Source organism: Acidovorax sp. Leaf191 (assembly GCF_001424425.1).
Taxonomy (GTDB): Bacteria; Pseudomonadota; Gammaproteobacteria; order Burkholderiales; family Burkholderiaceae_C; genus Acidovorax.
The window spans coordinates 1-23,639 of the sequence record NZ_LMPT01000009.1; the positions used below are offsets into that span (position 1 = coordinate 1).

The window sequence follows — 23,639 nt, forward strand, 5'->3', positions numbered from 1 at the left end:
CAACCCCATCGCCATGGAAGAAGGTCTGCGCTTCGCTATCCGCGAAGGCGGCCGCACCGTGGGCGCTGGCGTCGTGGCCAAGATCATTGCTTAATTCACAAGCATCAGAAGGAACTTGCCATGTCCAAGCAAAAAATCCGCATCCGCCTGAAGGCCTTCGATTACAAGCTGATCGACCAGTCCGCCGCCGAGATCGTTGACACCGCCAAGCGCACCGGCGCGATCGTCAAGGGCCCCGTGCCCCTGCCGACCCGCATGAAGCGCTTCGACATCCTGCGTTCGCCCCACGTCAACAAGACGTCGCGCGACCAGCTGGAAATCCGCACGCACCAGCGTCTGATGGACATCGTGGACCCTACGGACAAGACCGTGGACGCCCTGATGAAGCTCGACCTGCCCGCAGGCGTGGACGTCGAAATCAAGCTCCAGTAATGGCAGCTTCGGGGCGGGCCCGGTGCCCGCCCTGGTAGAAATAACGCGAACTTGCTTGAAAAAGCGGTTCGCGTTATACTTTAGGGCTTCGCTTCATTTGCGCCCGCTTGCGGGCGCTTTTTGCGGAGTTTTATTAACCTTCTTTCATGCACGCGAGTGCAACGCCACAGCCAATTGAAGTTGGGGCGGTGAGAGTTTTGGAGAAAACCAATGAGTCTGAGCAACTCCCTCGGGTTGCTGGGTCGCAAGGTGGGCATGATGCGTCTGTTCACTGATGATGGGGACGCAGTGCCTGTCACGGTGGTGGATGTGTCCAACAACCGCGTTACCCAGATCAAAACCCAAGAGAACGATGGCTACGTGGCCCTGCAGGTCACGTTCGGTTCGCGCAAAGCATCGCGCGTGACCAAGCCAGAAGCCGGCCACCTTGCCAAGGCAGGTGTGGAAGCCGGTGAAATCATCCAAGAATTCCGCGTGACCGCTGAAACCGCCGGCAAATATGCCGCTGGTGCCGCTGTGCCCGTGGCGGATGTGTTTGCCGTGGGCCAAAAGGTCGACGTGCAAGGTACTTCGATCGGTAAGGGCTACGCCGGCACCATCAAGCGCCACAACATGAGCTCGCAGCGCGCGTCGCACGGTAACAGCCGTTCGCACAACGTGCCTGGCTCGATCGGTATGGCACAAGACCCAGGTCGCGTGTTCCCCGGCAAGCGGATGACGGGCCACCTCGGCGATGTCACCAAGACCACGCAAAACCTCGATGTGATCCGCATCGACGAAGCGCGTCAACTGCTCTTGATCAAGGGCGCTATTCCGGGCTCCAAGGGTGGGTTCGTGACGGTGCGTCCAGCGGTCAAGGCCAAAGCACAAGGAGCGAACTAATGCAGCTCGAACTCCTGAATGACCAAGGCCAAGGCGCATCCAAGCTGGATGTTCCAGAAACCGTGTTCGGTCGTGAATACAACGAAGATCTGGTCCACCAGATCGTGGTGGCCTACCAGGCCAACGCACGCCAAGGCACGCGCGCCCAGAAGGACCGCGAGCAAGTTCGTCACTCGACCAAGAAGCCTTTCAAGCAAAAGGGTACGGGTAACGCACGTGCAGGTATGACCTCGTCGCCACTGTGGCGCGGGGGCGGTCGGATTTTCCCGAACATGCCTGACGAAAACTTCACGCAAAAGATCAACAAGAAGATGTACCGCGCCGGCATGTCTGCGATCCTTTCGCAGCTCGCCCGTGAAGGCCGTCTGGCTGTGGTCGACTCGCTGAAGCTGGACTCGCCCAAGACCAAGGTCCTGGCCGACAAGTTCAAGGCGATGAACCTGCAATCGGTGATGGTGATCGCCGAGGAAGTGGACGAAAACCTGTACCTGGCATCGCGCAATCTGGTGAACGTGCTCGTCGTCGAGCCCCGTTACGCCGATCCCGTGTCGCTTGTCCGTTTCAAGAAAGTGCTCGTCACCAAGGGTGCAATCGACAAACTCAAGGAGATGTTCGCATGAGCACACTCAAGTTTGACGAAGGTCGTCTGATGCAAGTGCTGGTCGCTCCCATCGTGTCCGAAAAGGCCACCATGGTTGCTGAAAAGTCCAATGCTGTGACGTTCAAGGTGCTGCAGAACGCAACCAAGCCAGAAATCAAGGCCGCTGTGGAATTGATGTTCAAGGTCGAGGTCAAGGGCGTTTCTGTGGTGAACACCAAAGGCAAGACCAAGCGTTTTGGCAAGACCATCGGCCGCCGCGACAACGTTCGCAAGGCTTATGTCACGCTGCAGCCTGGTCAAGAGCTGAACCTCTCTGGGGAGGCCGCGTAATCATGGCTGTCATCAAGATGAAACCCACTTCGCCCGGCCAACGTGCTGTGGTGAAGGTCACGCGTGACCACCTGTACAAGGGTGAAGCGTACGCCCCCCTGCTGGAACCTCAGTTCCAGAAGGCCGGCCGTAACAACAACGGTCACATCACCACCCGCCACAAGGGCGGTGGCCACAAGCACCACTACCGTGTGGTGGACTTCAAGCGCAACAAGGACGGCATCCCCGCCAAGGTCGAGCGCATTGAGTACGACCCCAACCGTACGGCCCACATCGCTCTGGTGTGCTATGCCGACGGTGAGCGTCGCTACATCATCGCTCCCCGCAACCTGGAAGTGGGCGCAACCCTGCTGTCCGGTTCGGAAGCCCCGATCCGCGCTGGCAACACGCTGCCGATCCGCAACATCCCCGTGGGTTCGACCATCCACTGCATCGAGCTCAAGCCCGGTGCCGGTGCACAGATCGCCCGTTCGGCTGGTGCTTCGGCAACCCTGCTGGCCCGCGAAGGTGTCTACGCCCAGGTGCGTATGCGCTCTGGCGAAGTGCGCAAGATTCACATCGAGTGCCGCGCCACCATTGGTGAAGTCGCCAACGAAGAACACAGCCTGCGCCAACTCGGCAAGGCCGGTGTGAAGCGCTGGATGGGTATCCGCCCGACCGTTCGCGGCGTGGCCATGAACCCAGTGGATCACCCTCACGGTGGTGGCGAAGGCCGCACCGGCGAAGGCCGCCATGCAGTCGATCCTTGGGGCAATCTGACCAAGGGTTATCGCACCCGCAACAACAAGCGCACACAGATCATGATCGTGTCGCGTCGCAAGAAGTAAGGGGTAGCAAATGACTCGTTCTCTCAAAAAGGGCCCGTTTGTTGACCATCACTTGCTGGCCAAGGTCGAAAAGGCCATCGCCACCAAGGACAAGAAGCCAGTCAAGACCTGGTCGCGTCGCTCCATGGTTCTGCCCGATTTCATCGGTCTGACCATCGCCGTGCACAACGGCAAGCAACACGTGCCGGTCTACGTTACCGACCAGATGGTGGGCCACAAGCTGGGCGAATTCGCCCTGACGCGCACCTTCAAGGGTCACCCCGCTGACAAAAAAGTCAAGAAATAAGGAACGACCATGTCTGAAACACGTGCAGTCCTCCGGGGCGTCCGTCTGTCGGTCGACAAGGGCCGTCTGGTCGCCGATCTGATCCGCGGCAAGAAGGTTGACCAAGCTCTGAACATCCTGACGTTCACGCAGAAAAAAGCTGCCGGCATCGTCAAGAAGGTTCTGGAGTCCGCCATCGCCAACGCTGAGCACAACGACGGCGCTGACATCGACGAACTGAAGGTCAAGACCATCTACGTCGAGCAAGGCACCACGCTCAAGCGCTTCACCGCGCGCGCCAAAGGCCGCGGCAACCGCATCAGCAAACCCACGTGCCATGTGTACGTGACGGTTGGCAACTAAAGGCTCGGGAAGACTATGGGACAGAAAATCCATCCTACCGGCTTCCGCCTTGCGGTCAGCCGCAACTGGTCCAGCCGTTGGTACGCCAGCAACCGCGACTTCGCGGGCATGCTGGCCGAAGACATCAAGGTGCGCGAGTACCTGAAGGCCAAGCTCAAGAACGCCGCCGTGTCGCGCATCCTGATCGAGCGTCCTGCCAAGAACGCCCGCATCACGATTTACTCGGCACGTCCTGGCGTCGTGATCGGCAAGAAGGGCGAAGACATCGAGAACCTCAAGAAGGAACTCGCAGCTCGCCTGGGCGTGCCCGTCGCAGTGAACATCGAAGAAGTGCGCAAGCCTGAAATCGATGCCAAGCTGATCGCCGACAGCATCACGCAGCAGCTCGAAAAGCGGATCATGTTCCGCCGTGCCATGAAGCGCGCCATGCAAAACGCCATGCGTCTGGGTGCCCAAGGCATCAAGATCATGTCGTCCGGCCGTCTGAACGGTATCGAAATCGCACGTACCGAGTGGTACCGCGAAGGCCGTGTGCCACTGCACACCCTGCGCGCCGACATCGACTACGGCACCTCCGAAGCCAAGACCACCTACGGTGTGATCGGCGTGAAGGTGTGGGTCTACAAGGGCGATACGCTGGGCCGCAACGATCTGCCAGTGGCAGAAACGCCGCGTCCTGAAGAAGAGCGCCGTCCCCGTGGTCCTCGCCGTGATGGCCGCCCAGGTGGCGACCGTCCAGGCGCAGGCCGTGGTCCACGTCGTCCTGTCGGTGGCAACACCGCACCGGCCGACGGCAGCGACAAGCCAGCGGAAGCTGGTGGCGCTGATAACACCGCCGTTAAGCGCGTACGCAAAGTCGCCGCGCCCGCTACAGCAGCGGACGGAAAAGGAGAATAAGTATGCTGCAACCTGCTCGCCGCAAGTACCGCAAGGAGCAAAAGGGCCGTAATACCGGTGTCGCAACGCGGGGTGCCTCCGTTGCGTTCGGTGATTTCGGTCTGAAGTGCACCGATCGTGGCCGTCTGACGGCCCGCCAGATCGAAGCTGCACGCCGTGCGATTTCCCGTCACGTCAAGCGTGGCGGCCGTATCTGGATCCGCGTGTTCCCGGACAAGCCAATCTCTACCAAGCCCGCAGAAGTGCGTATGGGTAACGGTAAGGGCAACCCCGAGTACTACGTGGCCGAAATCCAGCCCGGCAAGATCGTTTTCGAAATCGTCGGTGTGCCCGAAGAACTGGCCCGTGAAGCGTTCCGCCTGGCTGCTGCCAAGCTGCCGCTGCGCACCACGTTCGTCAGCCGTCACATTGGCGCGTAATTCAGGAGAACAAGCAATGAAGACTACTGAACTGCGCCAAAAAGACGTCGCCGGCATCGAAGCCGAAATCAAGGCTCTGCAAAAGGCCCATTTCGGCCTGCGCATGCAGAAGGCTACGCAGCAACTGGGTAACACCAACACGCTGCGCACCACCCGCCGCGATATCGCCCGTGCCAAGACCATCCTTGCTGAAAAGCAAGCCGCCAAGTAAGGAGCCCCCTATGACGGAACCTAAAAAATCCCTCAAGCGCACCTTGGTTGGCAAGGTGGTCAGCGACAAGCGTCAAAAGACCGTGACCGTGCTGGTCGAGCGCCGTGTGAAGCACGAGCTCTACGGCAAGATCGTTGCGAAGTCGAGCAAGTACCACGCCCATGACGAAAATGGCGAGTACAAGCTGGGCGACGTGATCGAAATCACCGAGAGCCGTCCGCTCTCCAAGACCAAGAACTGGGTGGCTACCCGCTTGGTGCAAAAGGCCGGTCTGCTCTAAGCCCTTGCGGCTGATTGGCAGCACTGCCCTCCAGAACGACCCACAATGTGGGTCGTTTTGCTTTTGGGGGCCGCATTTTTGCAAGGCCTCGCATGCGGACGCGACAGCCAATCCGCCCATCCATCAAACCCACCAACCAACCCACAACCTAGGAGAGATCAATGATCCAAGTCGGTGACACCCTGCCCGCAAGCACCCTGATGGAGTATTCCGAAGTCGAAGGCGAAGGCTGCAGCATTGGCCCGAACGCCGTGCCGGTCGACAAGGCCACTGCAGGCAAGACCATTGCGCTGTTCGCGCTGCCCGGCGCCTTCACGCCCACCTGCTCGGCCAAGCACGTGCCTGGCTACCGCGACAAGGTCGAAGAATTCAAGGCGGCCGGCGTCGATGAGATCTGGTGCGTGAGCGTGAACGACGCCTTCGTGATGGGCGCCTGGGCGCGCGACCAGAAGACCGACGGCAAGGTGCGCATGCTGGCCGACGGCGATGCCGTGTTCGCCAAGGCCACCGGCCTCACGCTGGACCTGAACGGCAAGGGCCTGGGCCTGCGCAGCAACCGCTACTCCATGCTGGTCAAGGACGGCAAGGTGGTCACGCTGAACGTGGAAGCCCCGGGCAAGTTCGAAGTCAGCGACGCGGACACGCTGCTGGCCCAGGCCAAGGCATAACTCCGCTGACACCATGGCGCGTGATGCTATCCAAAACGTAGCATCACGTGCTGGATGATCAAGCGACGGCACCCTCAATGCCTCAGTAGATATCCACCTTGAGGTAATGCGCCCCGGCGATGGGGTTGTGATAGTACGGAGGAATTTCTTCGAACCCCAGGTCCGTGTAGAGCGCACGGGCCGATTCCATGTCGTCCAGCGTGTCGAGCAGCACGCAGGCGTACCCCGCCTGCCGTGCGCGGTCGAGCATGGCTTCGGCCAGCTCGCGGCCCAGGCCGAAGCCGCGGAAGGCCTTGCGCACGTAGAGGCGCTTCATTTCGCTGGCGTTGGGATAGTCGGCGGTATCCAGGGGCCGCAGGGCGCAGCAGCCGGCGACTGCGCCATCGACCTTGGCCAGCAGCAGCGAGCCGCGTGGCTCTGCGTAGTCACCGGGCAGGTCGGCCATTTCGCCTTCGAAATCCTGAAAGCACAGGTCCACGCCCAGGGTGCTGGCGTATTCCCGGAAGATGTCGCGAACCTCCTGCATCTCGGCGTCCGAGGTGGGGGTCAGCAAGGTGACGGTGGGTTTGTCCACAACACGGTTGGTGCAAAACGACGGAAGCGGCAGTGTAGCGAGTCTGCTAGAACGAGGGTGCGCCGGCCAAGGTGGAGACCCACCAGGCCAGCGCTCCGCTGGCTGCGAGCACCACCAGTGCTACCAAGCGGCTGGCCCAGTCGTCGCGCGACGGGGCGGCGGGGGCCGCCAGGTCCTTGTCGCCGTGCACCATGGGCCGCACGATGCGCTGGCGCCGCACCAGCACGTAGAAGGCGATGGCCAGCAGGTGCAGTACCACGAGGCCGATCACGAGGTACTGGCCGATCTCCTTGTGGTAGCTGGTGGCCTGGCCCACCACCGCGTTGGACACGAAGCGGGTGAGCGGCCCGGCGAACGCGATCTCATCGTCGCTGAGCAAGCCCGTGGCCACCTGCGCGATCAGCACCGCCAGCAGCCCGAACACCGACAGCGCACCCAGCGGGCTGTGGCCGATGCCATCTTCCGCGTGGGCAGAGCCTTTCAGATAGCGCACCAGGCGCCCCGGCGAGTACAAAAAGGACGTGAAACGCGACCACCGGCCGCCCACCAGCCCCCACACGATGCGAAACACCAGCAGGGCCAGCACCATATAGCCCAGCCGGAAGTGCCATTCCATGGCGTTGCCGCCGACCTTGGCGGTGACGACCAGTGCGATCACGCTGGCGGCCAGCGCCCAGTGGAAGAGGCGGACGGGAAGGTCCCAGATGCGTACGGTGTGCTGTGGCTGCGTCATGGTGGCTGCGGCGGCGTGGGTGGATGGGTGGGGGGGTAGGTCGGCGGGTGAGTGCGGGAAGGCTGCTCCGATGGATCGATACCCGGGCGATGGCCGCATTGTGCGGGAGAGCAGGCGCCGCGAAAAGCGCCCGGCGCACGCCAAAGCAGCACAAGCAGCGCCAAACCGGCATACTGCCTGCGCTGGGAATCCGTTTCGTGATCTGGCGTGGGCCGCCATCGGTGCGCCTGCAGGGTCGCTGCCGGTTCCAAGCCGCCGATTCTTGTTCCCACCCCACGACAAAAAGGAAGTTCCCATGAAAGCAATCGCTGCGCTCGCCCTGGCTGCCGCCACCCTCGCCATGTCGGCACCGGCCTCCGCCCAGTTCGCCAAGGCCGAAGACGCCATCAAATACCGCCAAAGCGCGCTGTTCGTGATGGGCCAGCACTTTGGCCGCCTGGGCGCCATGGCCAATGGCCGCATTCCGTTCGATGCCAAGGCCGCACAAGAAAATGCCGACGTGGTGGCCCAGATGGCCAAGTTGCCCTGGGTGGCTTTCGGACCTGGCACCGACAAGGGCGCCCCGACCAAGGCGCTGCCGGAGATCTGGACGGAGCAGGCCAAGTTCAAGGAACACGCCGAGAAACTCGAAGCGGAGTCGGTGAAGCTGGCGGCCGCCGCCAAGACCGGCAACCTGGACAACCTCAAGACCGCCTTCGGTGCCGCGGCCGGCACCTGCAAGGCGTGTCACGATAGCTACCGCGCAAAATAAGGTACATCCCCCTGAGCGGCTGCGCCGCTCGGTGCTGGTCGCCAGAGGCGACAGCTCTTCGGGCCGTCCAAGGCTGCGCAGGCAGGCTCGGAGCCGCGGCCCTCAGCCCCTTCTCTCGAATCGCTGCGCAATTCGGGATGGGGGACGACGCCAGCGGCGGGGCGGCCCTGGTCTAGGACGCAGCCGTTGCAAGCATTTGCTATCAATAAAATAGCTTTTAACGCTTCTCACATAAGCCAAAAGGCCGATTTCGTAAGAAATCGGCCTTATGTTTTGGAGGTGCAGTCGCGCCTCAGGTCTCTGCCAGCAGCTTCTCGATCAACTGGTGCAACTCGGGGAAGTTAGGCGCGCCGACGTAGGTCTTCACGATCTCGCCGCGCTTGTTCACGATGAAGGTCGAGGGAGTCAGGCGCACGTCGCCCCAGGCCTTGGCGACGTTGCCGGTGTTGTCGATGGCGACCTTGAAAGGCAGCTTGCGGGTTTCCGCAAAATTCACCACGTAGCTCGGTGGGTCGTAGCTCATGGCCACGGCCAGGGTGTCGAAGCCCTGGCTGTTGTACTTGTTGTAGGTGGAGATGATCTCGGGCATCTCGGCCACGCAGGTGGTGCAGCTCGTGGCCCAGAAGTTGACCAGCGTCACCTTGCCCTTGAGGTCGGTGGTCGACTTGCTGGTGCCGTCCAGCAGCACAAAAGTCGATTCGGGCGCGGTGGAGCGGCCCGTGTCCAGGTACACATAGGCGCCCACGGCTGCGAACGCCGCAACCGCCACACCTGCCGCCCAATGTTTGATTGCCATGACTTTCGCTTTCGTCCATCCGTCGATGCTGAAACTGCCGGCCGTCCTTCGGTCCGCCTGACTGACGCCACTGCCTGCAGGCCTGCCGGTGAAGGCACCGCCCGAGGCAGATTGTGCCGGACCAGGCATTGCGGCGCTGGCGCAAAGCCCTGAGACCCCGCCGCCAACCATCGGATGGAGCGGCGCCGCGGGCAAAAGTTCTGCGCGCAGCATGATCTGGCGCAAACCAGGAGCGCTCTGCCGATAATGGGCCGATGAAATGGACACTGACCGGGGCCCGGGCCCTGCCGCTGATGCTCTCGGTATCCGTCGCGCTGGGGCTGATGATGATGATGGGCTGCAGCCCGGCGCTGAACTGGCGCAGCGTGCCCCTGCCTGAGGCCGCGATCACCATCACGCTGCCCTGCAAGCCCGACCAGGCCACGCGTGCGGTCGAGCTGGCCGGTATGCCGGTCGAGCTGGCCATGACGGGCTGTGACGCCGACGGCGCCACGCTGGCCGTGTCGCACACCGCGCTGGCCGACCCATCGCAGGCGGGCGCAGCCCTCATGCACTGGCGCGCCGCAGTCCTTGCCAACCTCGGGCCCGCAGCCGCCGCGTCGGCCACCGACACGCCGTACACACCCACGGGGGTGCTGCCCCTGCCGCAGTCGGTGCGCACAGTGGTCCAGGGCCAGCGGGCTGACGGCAGCGCGGTCAGCGCGCAGGGCGTGTGGTTCGCGCGGGCCGTGGGGCCGCAGGTGCGGCTGTACCACGCGGTGGTCTACACCGCCAAGCCGCGCCCCGAGGTGGCGGACACCTTCTTCGCCGGGATCGCCTTCCAATGACGGGCGCGCCCCACCTGTTGCCGCGGCGGGCGGCCATCATCGTCTTTCTCGCCTTTGCGTTCGCGTACTTTCTGTCGGCGCTGGTGCGGGCCGTGACCGCCACGCTGGCGCCCACCCTGGCGCAGGAATTTTCGCTGCATGCCAGCGACCTGGGTCTGCTGGCGGGCGGGTACTTCCTGGGCTTTGCGGCCACACAGCTGCCGCTCGGTACGTGGCTGGACCGGCACGGGCCCCGCAAGGTGGCGCTCGGATTTTTGGGCGTGGCGGTGGTGGGCAGCCTGGTGTTTTCGGTGGCCACGGGGTTTTCGGGCCTGCTGGCCGGGCGCGTGCTGTGCGGCGCGGGCGTCAGTGCCTGCCTGATGGCGCCGCTCACCGGCTACCGCCGGTGGTTCGAGCCCACCACGCAGATGCGCGCCAACTCCTGGATGCTCATGACGGGCTCGCTCGGCATGGTGGCGTCCACGCTGCCGGTGCAGTGGGCGCTGCCGCTGGTGGGCTGGCGGCCGCTCTTTTGGGGCCTGGCCGCGCTGATCGCGGTGTCGATGGTGGTGATCGCCGTCTGGGTGCCGGGCTGGGCGGCTGTGGGGCAGGGCGGGGCGGACTCTTCTGCAGGCCGCCATGATGCGCCGCCGCCCGAGGCACCGGGCTATGCGGTGGTGTGGAGCCATGCGTACTTCCAGCGGCTGGCCCCGCTGGGCTTCTTCGTCTACGGCGGCATGGTGGCCATGCAGACGCTGTGGGCGGGCCCGTGGATGCAGCGTGTGGCGGGCTACACGCCGCTGGAGTCGGCCACGGGGCTGTTCTGGATCAATGTGTCCATGCTGTGCACCTTCTGGACCTGGGGCATGGTCAACCCGTGGCTGCTGCGCAAGGGTCTGGGGCCTGACCGGCTGATGGCGGCGGGGCTGCCGTTCTCGCTGCTGATCCTGCTGGCCATCATCGTGGCCGGCCCGCGTGCCGGCGGCGGGGCCTGGGCGCTGTTTTGCGTGTCGTGCACCTTTGTCTCGCTGTCGCAGCCGGCGGTGGGCATGGCGTTCTCGCAGGCGCTGGCGGGGCGGGCGCTGTCGGCCTACAACCTGGTGATCTTCGCGGGCGTGTTCGTGGTGCAGTGGGGCATCGGGCTGGCCGTGGATGCGTTCGCCGCGCTGGGGATGGACACCGTGCCGTCGTTCCAGGCCGCCATGGGGCTGTTCCTCGCGTGCAACGTCTCGGCCTATGCGTGGTTCATGCTGCGGGGGCGGCGCCATAATGTGATCCAAACATCCGCCCCATGAGCACCACCAGCATCCTCCTCATCGCCCACGCCCCGCTGGCCCATGCACTGCGTGAATGCGCGCTGCATGTGTTCCCCGACTGCGGCAGCAGCGTGGCCGCGCTGGACGTGCCGCCCAACCAGCCGCCCGAAGAGTCGCTGGCCCAGGCGCGCATCCTGCTGGACCAGCTCGGCACCGACTCCACCCTGGTGCTCACCGACGTGTTCGGTGCCACCCCCTGCAACATCGCGCAGCGCCTGACCGACGGCGTGCGATCGCGCCTGGTGACGGGCGCCAACCTGCCCATGCTGCTTCGCGCCGTGAGCTACCGCAGCGAGCCGCTCGACTCCGTGGTCAACCGCGCCGTGGTGGGCGGCACGCAGGGTGTGATGCAGGTGGCGATCTCCGCGCCGCAGAACCAGAACCGCCGTAATTCCCATGATCAAGACACGTACGACCATCAGCAATAAATTGGGCCTGCATGCCCGCGCCTCGGCCAAGCTGACCAAGCTGGCAGGCAGCTTTCCCTGTGACGTGTTCATGAGCCGCGGCGACCGCCGCATCAACGCCAAGAGCATCATGGGCGTGATGATGCTGGCCGCCGGCATGGGCACCGAGGTCGAGGTCGAGACCAGCGGCGACCGCGAGCAGGAGGCCATGGATGCGCTGCTCGCGCTCATCGCCGACAAGTTCGGCGAGGGTGAGTGAGTTGGCCAACTGTCCATTTTTCATCACCTTTGTTGAACCTGTAGCCCCACCACCATGACCTTCTCCGTCCACGGTCTCGCAGTCGCCCGGGGCATCGCCATTGGCCGGGCGGTGCTGGTGGCATCGAGCCGCGTGGACGTGGCCCACTACTTCATCCAGGCCGAGCAGATCCCGGCCGAGATCGAGCGCGTGCGCCAGGGCCGCAATGCCGTGGTCGAGGAGCTGCAGCGCCTGCAGGCCGACATGCCCGCCGACGCGCCGCACGAGCTGACCGCGCTGCTCGACGTGCACCTGATGCTGCTGCAGGACGAGGCCCTGACCGGTGGCGTCAAGCACTGGATCACCGAGCGTCTGTACAACGCCGAGTGGGCGCTGACCACGCAGCTCGAAGTCATCGCGCGCCAGTTCGACGAGATGGAGGACGAGTACCTGCGCGAGCGCAAGGCCGACCTGGAGCAGGTGGTCGAGCGCATCCTGCGCTACATGAAGGGCGTGGCCAGCCCCGTGGCACCGCCGCCCAGCAGCCCGCGGCGGCACAAGCAGCTGGGGCTGCAGCAAGACCTGCTGCTCGATGAGACCGTGGACGTGCCCCTGGTGCTGGTGGCGCACGACCTGTCGCCCGCCGACATGCTGCAGTTCAAGCAGAGTGTGTTCGCCGGCTTCGTCACGGACGTCGGCGGCAAGACATCGCACACCGCCATCGTGGCGCGCAGCATGGACATCCCGGCCGTGGTGGGCGCGCGTGCGGCCAGCCAACTGGTGCGCCAGGACGACTGGGTCATCATCGACGGCGACGCGGGTGTGGTCATCGTCGACCCGTCGCCCATCATCCTGGCCGAGTACGGCTTTCGGCAGCGCCAGGTCGAGCTCGAACGCGAGCGCCTGGCCCGGCTGCGCCATACGCCCGCCGTCACGCTCGACGGGCACAAGATCGAGCTTTTGGCCAACATCGAGCAGCCCGGCGACGCCGCCGCCGCCGTGCGTGCCGGTGCCGTGGGCGTCGGGCTGTTCCGCAGCGAATTCCTGTTCATGGGCAAGACCGGCAACCTGCCCGGCGAGGACGAGCAGTACCGCGCCTATTGCGAGGCCATCGACGGCATGCAGGGCCTGCCCGTGACCATCCGCACCATCGACGTGGGGGCCGACAAGCCGCTGGACAACAAGGCCCACAAGGACAGCTACCTGAACCCGGCCCTGGGCCTGCGCGCCATCCGCTGGAGCCTGGCCGACCCGAGCATGTTCCGCACGCAGCTGCGGGCCGTGCTGCGCGCCGCGGCACGCGGCAAGGTCAACCTGCTGTTCCCCATGCTGGCCCACACGCACGAGATCCAGCAGACGCTGGCCCAGGTCGAGCTGGCCCGCGCCGAGCTGGACGCCCGCGGCGAGCCCTACGGCCATGTGGAGCTGGGCGCGATGATCGAGGTGCCGGCCGCGGCGCTCATGGTGCGCACCTTCCTCAAGTACTTCGACTTCTTGTCCATCGGCACCAACGACCTGATCCAGTACACCCTGGCCATCGACCGCGCCGACGAAGCCGTGGCCCACCTGTACGACCCGCTGCACCCCGCCGTGCTGCGCCTGGTGGGCGATGTGATCGCCGAAGGCCACCGCCAGGGCAAGAGCGTGTGCGTGTGCGGCGAGACGGCCGGCGACGTGACCATGACGCGCCTGCTGCTGGGCCTGGGCCTGCGCAGCTTCTCCATGCACCCGGCGCAGATCCTGGCTATCAAGCAGGAGGTGCTGCGCGCCGACACGCGCAAGCTCGCGCCGTGGGCGCAGCAGGTGCTCGAGGGTGAAGAGCCCGGGACGTTGCTGGTTTCGTGAGGTCTGGACATCCGCTGCGGTGTGGTGTGACGTTGCGTTGCGTGGTGGGATGTAGGTACCGTTGCTGCCGCTACTGAATTCATAGCTGCTTGCGCTTGCTGATCAAGCGGTAGCGGCTTGTGTTGATCAAAAATCTGGCCCTGTGCCATGCGAGGCCGCCGTTGCCCCGCCGCGCAACCGCCGCACTTCCCCGCTCACCCGGCATGGCCGCCCGGCCCAACGCTTCGACATTCATCCCCAGCGCACCCATGCACACCGCTCCCGCAGACCCGTCCCTCATCGATTCCCCCCAGGCCCTGCGGCGGCTGCTGGCCACGCTGGGCCTCGTCGTGCTGGGCAACAGCAGCATGTACGTGGTGTCGGTGGTGCTCCCCGCCGTGCAGAGCGAGTTCGGCATCGGCCGCGCGAGCGCGTCGCTGCCCTACACGCTGATGATGGTGTGCCTCGGCCTGGGCGGGCTGCTCACGGGCCGGCTGGCGGACCGCCATGGCCTGACCCCGGTGCTGTGGCTGGGCGCGCTGGCCGTGTTCGGCGGCTTCCTGGGCGCGAGCCTGTCGGGCAGCATCTGGGCCTTCGGCCTGGCCCACGCCATCATGGGCTTCATCGGCGGGTCTTCCACCTTCGCGCCCCTGCTGGCCGACACGGCCCTGTGGTGGAACCGGCGGCGCGGCATCGCGGTGGCGGTGTGCGCCAGCGGCAACTACGTGGCGGGCGCTGTCTGGCCGCCCATCGTGCAGTACGGCATCGACACCATCGGCTGGCGGCCCACCTACATGGCGCTGGGCGCCGTCTGCGGTGCGGGCATGCTGGCCCTGTCGCTGCGCATGCGCCAGCGCCCGCCGGCCATCCCGGCGCAGGCCACGGGTACCGTTGCCAGTGCCACGGCGGTGGACCGCAGCCTTCCCTTCGGCTTGGCGCCGGGCACCGCGATGGCGCTGCTGTGCGTGGCGGGCGTCGCATGCTGCGTCGCGATGGCCATGCCCCAGGTCCACATCGTCGCCTACTGCACCGACCTGGGCTTCGGCGCCGCGCAGGGCGCGCAGATGCTGTCGCTCATGCTCGCCTGCGGCATCGTGAGCCGCCTGGTCTTCGGCCTCATCTGCGACCGCATCGGCGGCATCCGCACGCTGCTGCTGGGGTCTGCGCTGCAGGGCGTGGCGTTGCTGCTGTTCCTGCCCTACGACGGCCTGGTGCCGCTGTACGTGATCTCGGCGCTGTTCGGGCTGTTCCAGGGCGGCATCGTGCCGACCTACGCCATCATCGTGCGCGAGCACTTTCCGCCCAGCCAGGCCAGCGTGCGCGTCGGCGCCGTGATCATGGCCACGCTGGTCGGCATGGCCCTGGGCGGCTGGCTGTCGGGCTGGATCTTCGACCTGACCGGCAGCTATCACGCTGCCTTTCTGAACGGCATCGGCTGGAATCTGCTGAACCTCTCCATCACCGGCTGGCTGTTCCTGCGCCTGCGCAGCCAGCACGCAGCCGCGCATGGTACGGTGCTATCAAAATAGGAGCTGCCAGCGCTTGCTGATCGAGCGGCAGCTCCCCATTTCACTCACATCGTTCAAAACAGGGCGCGCCCAATGCCAGCGCTCCCGTGGATCTGGCTCCGCCAATCCACCGGGTGCGTCCCCCCTCGGGGGGGAGGGCGCGCAGCGCCTCAGGGGGGCTTCACTTCGCCCGCATTCCCATGATGGCTGCGCTGATGATCATGGCCGTGGCCAGCGCAATGCTCCAGCTGAAGGTCCGCCCGCTCACCACGATCAGCAGGCTGGTGGAGGCCAGTGGCGTGATGTAGCTCAGGATGCCGATGTGCCGCGCGTCGCCCAGCTTCAAGGCCTTGTCCCAAAGGAAGAACGAGGCCCCCAGCGGCCCCAGGCCCAGCAAGGCCAGCAGTGCCCAGTCGCGCGGCTGCAGCGCCACCGACGGCTCCAGCGCCACATGGCACAGCAGCGACAGCACGCCCGACACCAGCCCGAACAGGCCGATGGCCGTGGTCGGGAAGGCCGCCACCCGCTTGGTCAGCAGCGAGTAGGTGGACCAGATGAACGCGGCCGCCAGCGCGGGCAGGTAACCCCAGGCCAGCGTGCCGCTCAACTCCCGGCCGCCCGCAATGGCGATCGCTGCACCGCCAAAGCCCAGCAGCGCCGCCAGCACGTGCGGCAGGCGCAGCGACACGCCGGGCAGCACCACGGGTGCGAGCACCACGATGAACAGCGGCCACAGGTAGTTGACCAGGTTGGCCTCCACCGGCGGCGCATGGCGCAGCGCGATGAACAGCAGGAAGTGGTACGCGAACAGGCCGTACACGCCCAGCGCGAGCGTGCGCAGCGGAATGCGCCACTGCGACGGATCGCGCACCACGAACGGCCAGGCCGGCACGCTGCCGATGATGAGCGCGATGCCCGTGAGGAGGAACGGCGGCACATGGGTGAGCGACACCCCCAGCGACGCGAGCGAGGCCCACAGCGCAATGGCGCCCAGGGCGTAGAGATTGGCTTGCATGCCGCCGACTGTATGCGCACCGGGCCGCCGGCATCGTCGCGCAACGATGGCGTGTCGTCGCGCAAGAGGGGGAGGGCCAGGCGCCTGCGGCTGCTACGGCCCCGCGCGGCGCAGGGCCGCGGTGAGCGCCGACGGCGATCGGTAGCCCGTGCGCCGCGCCACCTCGGCCACCGCCATGCCGCTGTCGCGCAGCAGCCGCGCCTGCGCCAGCCGCTGGCCGCGCAGCCAGGCCATGGCGCTGATGCCCAGGTCATCGCGGCAGCGTGCTGCGAACTGGCTCGCGCTCAGGTGCACCCGTGCGGCCAGGTCTGCCACGGTGATGTGTGCATCCCCCTGCTGTGCAGCCCAACCCTGCAGTTGGGCCCAGTCGATGGCCCTGCGCCGGGACGCGGGCCCTGCAGTACCGCTGTGCGCCGCTGCGGGTGCCGGCAGGGCCCGCCAAGCCTCCAGAAGCAACGCGGGGCCGTGGGCCTGGGCCATCGGAAGGCCCTGCTGCAAGGCGCTCGCCAGATAGTGGGCCAGCGCCAGTGCCGGCGCGGGAGGCTTTGCGCATTGCGACCACGCGTGGTCCGGGCTGTCGAGCACCAGGCACACGCTTCCGTGGCGGGATTCGAAGTCGTGGCGGGCACCGGGTTCAATCACGTATCCGCTGCCAGGGGCAACGCGCAGGCCGCGTCCCTCCACTTCCAGTTCCAGCGCACCGGACAAACCCATCAACACCTGGAAATGCCCATGGCTGTGGCTGCCTGGCGAGGCACCGTAGCTGCGCAGCGACAGGCTCGGCGCAGCGGTGGAGTCCATGGCAGCCGGGGTGCGGTATCAGACGCCAGCGGCGTGCGCCTGCTGGTCGGCGTGGTAGCTCGAGCGCACCATGGCGCCCACGGCCGCGTGGCTGAAGCCCATCTTGTAGGCCTCTTCCTCGAACATCTTGAAGGTGTCGGGGTGCACGTAGCGGCGCACCGGCAGGTGGCTGTTGCTGGGCGACAGGTACTGGCCGATGGTCAGCATGTCGATGTCGTGCGCGCGCATGTCGCGCATCACCTGCAGGATCTCTTCGTCGGTCTCGCCCAGGCCGACCATGATGCCGCTCTTGGTCGGCACCTTGGGGTGCAGCGCCTTGAACTTCTTGAGAAGGTTCAGGCTGAACTGGTAGTCCGACCCCGGGCGCGCTTCCTTGTACAGGCGGGGCGCGGTCTCCAGGTTGTGGTTCATCACGTCGGGCGGCGCGGCCTTGAGGATCTCGAGCGCGCGGTCGTCGCGGCCACGGAAGTCGGGCACCAGGATCTCGATCTGCGTGGTGGGCGACAGCTCGCGGATGTTCTGGATGCATTCGACGAAGTGGCCGCTGCCGCCGTCGCGCAGGTCGTCGCGGTCCACGCTGGTGATCACCACGTATTTGAGGCGCAGCTGGGCAATGGTGCGGGCCAGGTTCAGCGGCTCGTCCTTGTCCAGCGGATCGGGGCGGCCATGGCCCACGTCGCAGAACGGGCAGCGGCGCGTGCACTTGTCGCCCATGATCATGAAGGTGGCCGTGCCCTTGCCGAAGCATTCACCGATGTTGGGGCAGGACGCTTCCTCGCACACCGTGTGCAGGTTGTTCTGGCGCAGGATGTCCTTGATCTCGTAGAAACGCGTGGTGGGCGAACCCGCCTTCACGCGGATCCACGCGGGCTTCTTGAGGACTTCGCCCTGTTCCACCTTGATCGGAATGCGCGACAGCTTGGCCGCGGCCTTCTGCTTGGCCAGCGGGTTGTACGTTTCGGTGGATTGCGCTTCGCGGACGACTTCAGGGGTGCTCATGGCGTGTAGGCAGCGTGGTGGAGGTCAAGGCGCAAGGCGGATGCTGAGCTGCTGGCCCAGCACCTGCGCGGCTTCGTCCCAGGTGGTGTGGACCCCGATTGTAGAAAGGTCCACCGTTTGCAATCCTGCGTAACCGCAAGGGTTGATGCGGCCGAAGGGTTCCAGGTCCATCGCCACGTTGAGCGCGACGCCGTGGTAGGTGCAGTGCCGGCTCACCTTGATGCCCAGCGCGGCGATCTTTCCCAGGCCGTCGAAGTCGGGCTCCGGCGGCGCGCCATCCACGGCGCGCTTTTGCGGGCGCTGAGGCAGCATCGCGTGGCTGTGCGGGTCGGCAAGGCGAATGTAGATGCCCGGTGCCCCGGCCACGCGGTGGCCCGTCACGCCGAAATGCGCCAGTGTGCGGATCACCGCTTCTTCGACCCGGTAGACATACTCCTTGACGAAATAGCCGGCCCGTCGCAGGTCGACCAGCGGGTAGGCCACGACCTGCCCGGGGCCATGGAAGGTGACCTGGCCGCCCCGGTTGGTCGGCACCACCGGAATCTCGCCGGGCTGCAGCAGGTGGTCGCTCTTGCCCGCGATGCCCTGGGTGTACACGGGGGCGTGCTCGCAGAGCCAGAGCGCATCCGGGCTGCCGTCCGCGCGCGTGGCGGTGTAGTCCTGCATGGCCTGCACGGTGGCGGCGTAGTCCACCCGGCCCAGCGTGCGGATCTCGATGCTCATGCGCCGCGGCCGCTCAGAGAACGATCTTCACCAGCGGGTGCGAAGACAGTGCGGTGTACAGGCCGTCCAGCTGTTCGCGGCTGGTGGCGGTGATGGTGATGGTTATTCCGAGGTAATTGCCGGCCCGGCTGTCGCGCAGTTCAATGGTGGCGGCGTCGAAGGTCGGGTCGAACTGGCGGGCCAGTTCGGTGACGGCGTGCACGAAGCCGTCCACCTTGGCGCCCATGACCTTGATCGGGAAGCTCGAGGGGTACTCGATCAAGGAGTCCTTGCGCGAGTCGTTAGGCTTAGGGGTGTCGTGGCCGTTCGCTGGCGGCTGGGAGGAAGAGGTCATGGTGAGCAGTGCTTCGGTTTCTATAGCGGGAAAGCCTTGTCCATTGTGCGCCAAAGTGGTGAGCGTGCCAGGCCGAGAGCCTGCAGATGTGCGCCGACGCGGTGCGTGCCTGCACCCGCCGGGTGCACGGGAACTGTCGCGCCGTCGCACACCGAAGCATGCAAGTGCACAGTTTTCGGCGCACGATTGCGGGTCTTTGCTGACCTACATGGGTTTTTACTTATAATTAGAGGCTTTGTGAAAGTTTCGGTCTGTAACGCGGGCGTCATTCAACAATGAAAACAATCGCTCCTGAGACGGAAACTGAGGCTGATGAATCCGACTTCAAGCCCCTGACTGCCCAAGAGGCCGAACAGTGGCGCAGTCGCCACCTTCCCATCTCGGTGTGGAAGGTAGTGCTGGGCCAGGCGGTGGTTGGAATGCTGGTGGCCCTCGGGGCATGGGTTCTGACGGGCAGGGTGTCGGTGGGCTGGTCTGCAGCGTACGGCGCTCTGGCGGTGGTCTTGCCGGCGGCCTTGTTTGCACGGGGGGTGCTGCGCCACAAGGCGTCTGCCAATCCGCGTGCAGCCATGGTGGGATTCTTCGGCTGGGAAATTGCCAAGATTGTGTTGACGGTGCTGCTGCTCGCAGCGGCGCCCCGGCTCGTGCCGGGCTTGAGCTGGATCGCTTTGCTGGTAGGCATAGTGATCACAATGAAAACGTACTGGGTGGCACTGATGGTGCGGCCCGGTGTTCGAAAAACCGATTGATAGTTACAAGAGAGTTGTCCGATGGCCGCAGAAGCGCACGCTCCGACTGCAAGTGAATACATCGTTCACCACCTGCAGCATCTTCAAAACGTCAACCAGACCAAGATCGTCGACTTCACGGTCATCAACTACGACTCCATCATCGTGGGTTTGGTTCTGGGTGCCCTCACGCTTTTGATCCTGTGGTCAGCTGCCCGTAAGGCAACTTCCGGCGTGCCCGGCCGTTTCCAGGCGGCGGTGGAAATGCTGGTCGAGATGGTGGACAACCAGGCCAAGGCCAACATCCACAACGCCGAAAGCCGCAAGTTCATCGCCCCCCTGGGCCTGACGGTGTTCGTCTGGATCTTCCTGATGAACTTCATGGACATGCTGCCCGTGGACCTGCTGCCCGCCATCTGGGCCCAGATCTACGGCGCCGCCGGCCATGACCCGCACCACGCCTACCTGCGCGTCGTGCCCACGGCCGACCTGTCCACCACCCTGGGCCTGGCATTCGCCATCCTGATCCTGCGCTTTTGGTACAGCGTGAAGATCAAGGGCGCCGGCGGCTGGGCGCACGAACTCGTGTCGGCACCCTTCGGCACCAGCAAGAATCCCATCTTCGCCCTCATCCTGGGCGTGGTCAATCTGCTGATGCAGATCATTGAATATGTGGCCAACACCGTATCGCATGGCATGCGGTTGTTCGGCAACATGTACGCCGGTGAACTGGTGTTCATGCTGATCGCCCTCATGGGTGGCGCAGCTGCACTGTCGCTGTCGGGTGTGCTGCTGCCTGTGGGCCACGTCATCGCTGGCACCATCTGGACGCTGTTCCACATTCTGGTGATTTCGCTGCAAGCCTTCATCTTCATGATGCTTGCGCTGATCTACCTCGGTCAGGCGCACAACGCGCACTAACGGTTCCCTTTTCGTTTCTCTTTCCTTTTCAACTTTTCTTTTTTAACTCAGGAGTCATCATGGAAAACATTCTCGGTCTCGTCGCTCTGGCTTGTGGTCTGATCGTTGGCCTCGGCGCTATCGGCGCTTCCATCGGCATCGCGCTGATGGGCGGCAAGTTCCTCGAATCGTCGGCACGTCAGCCTGAGCTGATCAACGAACTGCAAACCAAGATGTTCATCTTGGCCGGTCTGATCGACGCTGCGTTCCTGATCGGTGTTGCTATCGCTCTGCTGTTCGCTTTCGCCAACCCCTTCGCTTCCACGTTCTTGGCCAACCTGCCCAAGTAATTCCCGTTCAACGCCACTCTAGAAAGGTGTTGCCGTGAGTATCAACGCGACCCTGTTCATTCAGGCCATCGTCTTCCTGATCCTGGTGTGGTTCACGATGAAATTCGTGTGGCCCCCGATCGCGAAGGCGTTGGATGAACGAGCCCAGAAAATCGCCGAAGGCCTCGCTGCTGCCGACCGTGCCAAGTCCGAACTGACCGCTGCCAACCAGCGCGTCGAGAAGGAACTGTCACAGGCACGCAACGAAACGGCCTCGCGTCTTGCGGACGCCGACCGACGTGCCCAGGCCATCATCGAAGAAGCCAAGGCACGCGCCACGGAAGAAGGCAACAAGATCGTTGCTTCCGCCCGTGCCGAAGCCGAACAGCAAACGGTGCAAGCCCGCGAAGCCCTGCGTGAGCAGGTCGCCGCGCTGGCCGTCAAAGGTGCAGAGCAGATTCTCCGCAAGGAAGTCAATGCCGGCGTTCACGCCGACCTGCTCAACCGCCTGAAGACCGAGCTGTAAGGGGACACACATGGCTGAACTCGCCACCATTGCCCGCCCTTACGCCGAAGCCCTGTTCAAGGCCGCTACCGCGGGTGCGGGCATGGACCTGGCCAGCACCGCTGACTGGGTCGATGAACTGGCGGCCATTGCCGCCAACCCCCAGTTGCGTCTGCTGGCGGACAACCCTAAGGTGACGGCAGACCAGGTGTTTGCCGTCTTCACGGGTGTTGCGCGTTCGGCACTGCCTGACACGGCCAAGAACTTCCTGCGCACGATCATCGACAACGGGCGCCTCGCCGCGCTGCCGGAAGTCGCTGCACAGTTTCGTACCCTCGTGAATGGCCGCAGCGGATCTTCGGATGCTGTGGTGCACAGCGCTTTCCCGATGGACGCTGCAGCACTGGCTGAGGTCGGCTCGGCGCTCGAAAAGCGCTTTGGCCGCAAGCTCAACCTCACTGCTCAGCTGGACCAGTCCCTGATCGGTGGCATTCGCGTAGTGGTGGGTGACGAGGTGCTGGACACTTCGGTCAAGGCCCGTCTTGAACAAATGAAAGCGGCCCTCACCGCGTAACGCGCGGCGAGGACAGCGAACCAAAGAAAGAAGGAAAGAGTCATGCAACTCAATCCCGCAGAAATTTCTGAACTCATCAAGAGCCGCATCGAAGGTCTGGCCGCCAGCACCGATATCCGCAATCAGGGTACCGTGGTGTCCGTGTCCGACGGTATCGTGCGCGTTCACGGCCTGTCGGAAGTCATGGCCGGTGAAATGCTCGAGTTCCCTGCCACCAAGGACGGCCAGCCCTCCTACGGCCTGGCCCTGAACCTCGAGCGCGACTCCGTCGGCGCCGTGATTCTGGGTGAGTACGAACACATCTCCGAAGGCGACACCGTCAAGTGCACGGGCCGCATTCTGGAAGTGCCGGTCGGCCCCGAGCTGGTCGGCCGCGTGGTGAACGCCCTGGGCCAGCCGATCGACGGCAAGGGTCCCATCAATGCCAAGCTCACCGACGTGATCGAAAAGGTCGCTCCGGGCGTGATCGCCCGTAAATCGGTGGACCAACCCCTGCAGACCGGCCTGAAGTCCATCGACTCCATGGTGCCCGTGGGCCGTGGCCAGCGCGAGCTGATCATCGGTGACCGCCAGACCGGCAAGACCGCTGTCGCCATCGACGCCATCATCGCCCAGAAGGGCCAGGGCGTGACGTGTATCTACGTCGCCATCGGCCAGAAGGCTTCGTCGATCAAGAACGTGGTGCGCGCGCTGGAACAAGCCGGTGCCATGGACTACACGATCGTGGTGGCCGCATCGGCCTCCGAATCGGCAGCCATGCAGTACGTGTCGGCCTACTCGGGCTGCACGATGGGCGAATACTTCCGCGACCGCGGCCAGGACGCCCTGATCGTTTATGACGATCTGTCCAAGCAAGCCGTGGCCTACCGCCAGGTTTCGCTGCTGCTGCGCCGCCCACCAGGCCGCGAAGCCTACCCTGGCGACGTGTTCTATCTCCACAGCCGCCTGCTCGAGCGCGCAGCCCGTGTGAACGCCGACTACGTCGAAGCCTTCACCAAGGGTGAAGTCAAGGGCAAGACCGGTTCGCTGACCGCACTGCCTATCATCGAAACGCAAGCCGGCGACGTGTCCGCCTTCGTTCCGACCAACGTGATCTCGATCACGGACGGCCAGATCTTCCTGGAAACCAGCCTGTTCAACGCCGGTATCCGCCCCGCCATCAACGCCGGTATCTCGGTGTCGCGCGTCGGTGGTGCCGCCCAGACCAAGCTGGTGAAGAACCTGTCCGGCGGTATCCGTACCGACCTGGCCCAGTACCGTGAACTGGCTGCGTTCGCGCAGTTCGCTTCCGACCTGGACGAAGCCACCCGCAAGCAGCTGGACCGCGGTGCCCGCGTGACCGAACTGCTCAAGCAGGCACAGTACAGCCCGCTGCCCATCTCGCTGATGGGTGCCACGCTGTTCGCTGTGAACAAGGGCTTCATGGACGATATCGACGTCAAGAAGGTTCTCGACTTCGAACACGGTCTGCACCAGTTCCTGAAGACCAGCCACGCCGCACTGCTGGCCAAGCTGGAACAGGCCAAGGCCATGGACAAGGATGCAGAAGCCGAATTGACCGCCGCAGTCGCAGCGTTCAAGAAGTCGTTCGCTTAAACCGGAC

The 23,639-nt window shown here is 64.7% G+C and carries 33 protein-coding genes and 1 pseudogene; 26 read left to right on the plus strand and 8 right to left on the minus strand.

The features are described from left to right. The 13 genes and pseudogenes from ASG27_RS25855 to ASG27_RS07815 form a co-directional block, all read left to right on the plus strand. Nucleotides 1-94: pseudogene (locus ASG27_RS25855) on the plus strand (elongation factor Tu); the annotation flags it as partial. Nucleotides 95-120: 26 nt separating this feature from the next. Then, nucleotides 121-432: a 30S ribosomal protein S10 gene (gene rpsJ / locus ASG27_RS07760; RefSeq protein ID WP_005796953.1), complete on the plus strand. Its 312-nt coding sequence runs from the start codon at nt 121-123 to the stop codon at nt 430-432. 210 nt (nt 433-642) lie between these two features. Beyond that, nucleotides 643-1,314: a 50S ribosomal protein L3 gene (rplC, locus tag ASG27_RS07765; RefSeq protein WP_056416664.1), complete on the plus strand. Its 672-nt coding sequence runs from the start codon at nt 643-645 to the stop codon at nt 1,312-1,314. Beyond that, nucleotides 1,314-1,934 carry a 50S ribosomal protein L4 gene (gene rplD / locus ASG27_RS07770; RefSeq protein WP_010467171.1) on the plus strand — a complete coding sequence of 207 codons (621 nt, stop codon included), beginning with the start codon at nt 1,314-1,316 and terminating at the stop codon, nt 1,932-1,934. The genes rplC and rplD overlap by 1 nt, the downstream gene beginning before the upstream one ends. Further along, the gene (gene rplW, locus ASG27_RS07775) at nt 1,931-2,245 is read left to right on the plus strand and encodes a 50S ribosomal protein L23 (protein ID WP_010467173.1); all 315 of its coding nucleotides are present in this window, start codon (nt 1,931-1,933) and stop codon (nt 2,243-2,245) included. Before rplD ends, rplW begins: the two co-directional genes overlap by 4 nt. Nucleotides 2,246-2,247: 2 nt before the next feature. Continuing rightward, on the plus strand, nt 2,248-3,072 hold the full coding sequence (gene rplB, locus ASG27_RS07780; protein WP_010467175.1) for a 50S ribosomal protein L2: 825 nt from the start codon (nt 2,248-2,250) through the stop codon (nt 3,070-3,072). Nucleotides 3,073-3,082: 10 nt separating this feature from the next. Continuing rightward, nucleotides 3,083-3,358 carry a 30S ribosomal protein S19 gene (rpsS, locus tag ASG27_RS07785; RefSeq protein ID WP_056164774.1) on the plus strand — a complete coding sequence of 92 codons (276 nt, stop codon included), beginning with the start codon at nt 3,083-3,085 and terminating at the stop codon, nt 3,356-3,358. Between the two features lie 9 nt (nt 3,359-3,367). After that, nucleotides 3,368-3,700 (plus strand): 50S ribosomal protein L22, encoded by a 333-nt coding sequence (gene rplV / locus ASG27_RS07790; protein WP_005796970.1) that lies wholly within the window; start codon nt 3,368-3,370, stop codon nt 3,698-3,700. Nucleotides 3,701-3,715: 15 nt separating this feature from the next. Further along, complete coding sequence (gene rpsC / locus ASG27_RS07795; RefSeq protein WP_056164772.1) at nt 3,716-4,597, plus strand: 30S ribosomal protein S3; 882 nt, start codon at nt 3,716-3,718, stop codon at nt 4,595-4,597. Nucleotides 4,598-4,599: 2 nt separating this feature from the next. Continuing rightward, nucleotides 4,600-5,016 carry a 50S ribosomal protein L16 gene (gene rplP, locus ASG27_RS07800; RefSeq protein ID WP_056164770.1) on the plus strand — a complete coding sequence of 139 codons (417 nt, stop codon included), beginning with the start codon at nt 4,600-4,602 and terminating at the stop codon, nt 5,014-5,016. 16 nt (nt 5,017-5,032) lie between these two features. Beyond that, nucleotides 5,033-5,227: a 50S ribosomal protein L29 gene (rpmC, locus tag ASG27_RS07805; protein WP_008906429.1), complete on the plus strand. Its 195-nt coding sequence runs from the start codon at nt 5,033-5,035 to the stop codon at nt 5,225-5,227. Nucleotides 5,228-5,237: 10 nt separating this feature from the next. Next, entirely contained in the window at nt 5,238-5,507 is a 270-nt protein-coding gene (gene rpsQ, locus ASG27_RS07810) for a 30S ribosomal protein S17 (protein ID WP_055394987.1), read from the plus strand. 161 nt (nt 5,508-5,668) lie between these two features. Continuing rightward, nucleotides 5,669-6,175, plus strand: a complete 507-nt coding sequence (locus ASG27_RS07815; protein ID WP_056416667.1) for a peroxiredoxin — start codon at nt 5,669-5,671, stop codon at nt 6,173-6,175. Between the two features lie 82 nt (nt 6,176-6,257). Here ASG27_RS07815 and ASG27_RS07820 read toward each other — a convergent pair whose 3' ends face one another. Beyond that, on the minus strand, nt 6,258-6,749 hold the full coding sequence (locus tag ASG27_RS07820; RefSeq protein ID WP_056416670.1) for a GNAT family N-acetyltransferase: 492 nt from the start codon (nt 6,747-6,749) through the stop codon (nt 6,258-6,260). A gap of 46 nt (nt 6,750-6,795) precedes the next feature. Beyond that, a complete protein-coding gene (locus ASG27_RS07825; protein WP_056416673.1) occupies nt 6,796-7,482 on the minus strand; it encodes a cytochrome b/b6 domain-containing protein in 687 nt (228 codons plus the stop codon). A 295-nt stretch (nt 7,483-7,777) separates the two neighbouring features. On the opposite strand from ASG27_RS07825, the gene ASG27_RS07830 reads away from it, so the two are divergent. Further along, entirely contained in the window at nt 7,778-8,233 is a 456-nt protein-coding gene (locus ASG27_RS07830; RefSeq protein WP_056416675.1) for a c-type cytochrome, read from the plus strand. Nucleotides 8,234-8,525: 292 nt separating this feature from the next. Here the strand turns inward: ASG27_RS07830 and ASG27_RS07835 are convergent, their stop codons facing one another. After that, complete coding sequence (locus tag ASG27_RS07835) at nt 8,526-9,029, minus strand: TlpA disulfide reductase family protein (RefSeq protein ID WP_056416678.1); 504 nt, start codon at nt 9,027-9,029, stop codon at nt 8,526-8,528. Nucleotides 9,030-9,283: 254 nt separating this feature from the next. Here ASG27_RS07835 and ASG27_RS07840 point away from each other — a divergent pair, with 254 nt between their 5' ends. The 6 genes from ASG27_RS07840 (at nt 9,284) to ASG27_RS07865 (ending at nt 15,149) form a co-directional block, all read left to right on the plus strand. After that, entirely contained in the window at nt 9,284-9,856 is a 573-nt protein-coding gene (locus tag ASG27_RS07840) for a hypothetical protein (RefSeq protein ID WP_056416682.1), read from the plus strand. Further along, nucleotides 9,853-11,130, plus strand: a complete 1,278-nt coding sequence (locus ASG27_RS07845; protein WP_056416685.1) for an MFS transporter — start codon at nt 9,853-9,855, stop codon at nt 11,128-11,130. The genes ASG27_RS07840 and ASG27_RS07845 overlap by 4 nt, the downstream gene beginning before the upstream one ends. After that, complete coding sequence (locus ASG27_RS07850) at nt 11,127-11,579, plus strand: PTS sugar transporter subunit IIA (RefSeq protein ID WP_056164753.1); 453 nt, start codon at nt 11,127-11,129, stop codon at nt 11,577-11,579. Before ASG27_RS07845 ends, ASG27_RS07850 begins: the two co-directional genes overlap by 4 nt. Then, nucleotides 11,548-11,817 (plus strand): HPr family phosphocarrier protein, encoded by a 270-nt coding sequence (locus ASG27_RS07855; RefSeq protein ID WP_056164752.1) that lies wholly within the window; start codon nt 11,548-11,550, stop codon nt 11,815-11,817. The genes ASG27_RS07850 and ASG27_RS07855 overlap by 32 nt, the downstream gene beginning before the upstream one ends. A 54-nt stretch (nt 11,818-11,871) precedes the next feature. Further along, a complete protein-coding gene (ptsP, locus tag ASG27_RS07860; protein ID WP_056416687.1) occupies nt 11,872-13,641 on the plus strand; it encodes a phosphoenolpyruvate--protein phosphotransferase in 1,770 nt (589 codons plus the stop codon). A gap of 248 nt (nt 13,642-13,889) precedes the next feature. Next, nucleotides 13,890-15,149 (plus strand): MFS transporter, encoded by a 1,260-nt coding sequence (locus ASG27_RS07865; protein WP_056416846.1) that lies wholly within the window; start codon nt 13,890-13,892, stop codon nt 15,147-15,149. Nucleotides 15,150-15,309: 160 nt separating this feature from the next. Here the strand turns inward: ASG27_RS07865 and ASG27_RS07870 are convergent, their stop codons facing one another. The 5 genes from ASG27_RS07870 to ASG27_RS07890 form a co-directional block, all read right to left on the minus strand. Beyond that, the gene (locus ASG27_RS07870) at nt 15,310-16,143 is read right to left on the minus strand and encodes a DMT family transporter (RefSeq protein WP_056416691.1); all 834 of its coding nucleotides are present in this window, start codon (nt 16,141-16,143) and stop codon (nt 15,310-15,312) included. A gap of 93 nt (nt 16,144-16,236) precedes the next feature. After that, nucleotides 16,237-16,944 carry an AraC family transcriptional regulator gene (locus ASG27_RS07875; protein ID WP_056416693.1) on the minus strand — a complete coding sequence of 236 codons (708 nt, stop codon included), beginning with the start codon at nt 16,942-16,944 and terminating at the stop codon, nt 16,237-16,239. Nucleotides 16,945-16,962: 18 nt separating this feature from the next. Next, nucleotides 16,963-17,943 carry a lipoyl synthase gene (lipA, locus tag ASG27_RS07880; RefSeq protein WP_056416696.1) on the minus strand — a complete coding sequence of 327 codons (981 nt, stop codon included), beginning with the start codon at nt 17,941-17,943 and terminating at the stop codon, nt 16,963-16,965. 24 nt (nt 17,944-17,967) lie between these two features. Further along, entirely contained in the window at nt 17,968-18,666 is a 699-nt protein-coding gene (gene lipB, locus ASG27_RS07885) for a lipoyl(octanoyl) transferase LipB (RefSeq protein ID WP_056416699.1), read from the minus strand. A 13-nt stretch (nt 18,667-18,679) separates the two neighbouring features. Further along, nucleotides 18,680-19,000, minus strand: a complete 321-nt coding sequence (locus ASG27_RS07890) for a YbeD family protein (protein ID WP_056416701.1) — start codon at nt 18,998-19,000, stop codon at nt 18,680-18,682. A gap of 275 nt (nt 19,001-19,275) precedes the next feature. On the opposite strand from ASG27_RS07890, the gene ASG27_RS07895 reads away from it, so the two are divergent. The 6 genes from ASG27_RS07895 to atpA are packed head-to-tail and all read left to right on the plus strand — an operon-like array spanning nt 19,276 to nt 23,632. After that, a complete protein-coding gene (locus tag ASG27_RS07895) occupies nt 19,276-19,749 on the plus strand; it encodes an ATP synthase subunit I (protein WP_056416703.1) in 474 nt (157 codons plus the stop codon). Between the two features lie 21 nt (nt 19,750-19,770). Continuing rightward, nucleotides 19,771-20,649: a F0F1 ATP synthase subunit A gene (gene atpB, locus ASG27_RS07900; RefSeq protein ID WP_010467223.1), complete on the plus strand. Its 879-nt coding sequence runs from the start codon at nt 19,771-19,773 to the stop codon at nt 20,647-20,649. 59 nt (nt 20,650-20,708) lie between these two features. After that, nucleotides 20,709-20,978 carry a F0F1 ATP synthase subunit C gene (gene atpE / locus ASG27_RS07905; RefSeq protein ID WP_007847749.1) on the plus strand — a complete coding sequence of 90 codons (270 nt, stop codon included), beginning with the start codon at nt 20,709-20,711 and terminating at the stop codon, nt 20,976-20,978. A 34-nt stretch (nt 20,979-21,012) separates the two neighbouring features. After that, nucleotides 21,013-21,483, plus strand: a complete 471-nt coding sequence (locus tag ASG27_RS07910; protein WP_007847746.1) for a F0F1 ATP synthase subunit B — start codon at nt 21,013-21,015, stop codon at nt 21,481-21,483. A gap of 10 nt (nt 21,484-21,493) precedes the next feature. Further along, nucleotides 21,494-22,036 (plus strand): F0F1 ATP synthase subunit delta, encoded by a 543-nt coding sequence (locus ASG27_RS07915; protein ID WP_056416706.1) that lies wholly within the window; start codon nt 21,494-21,496, stop codon nt 22,034-22,036. A 42-nt stretch (nt 22,037-22,078) separates the two neighbouring features. Further along, entirely contained in the window at nt 22,079-23,632 is a 1,554-nt protein-coding gene (gene atpA / locus ASG27_RS07920) for a F0F1 ATP synthase subunit alpha (protein WP_056416708.1), read from the plus strand. The last annotated feature ends 7 nt before the right edge of the window (nt 23,633-23,639 follow it).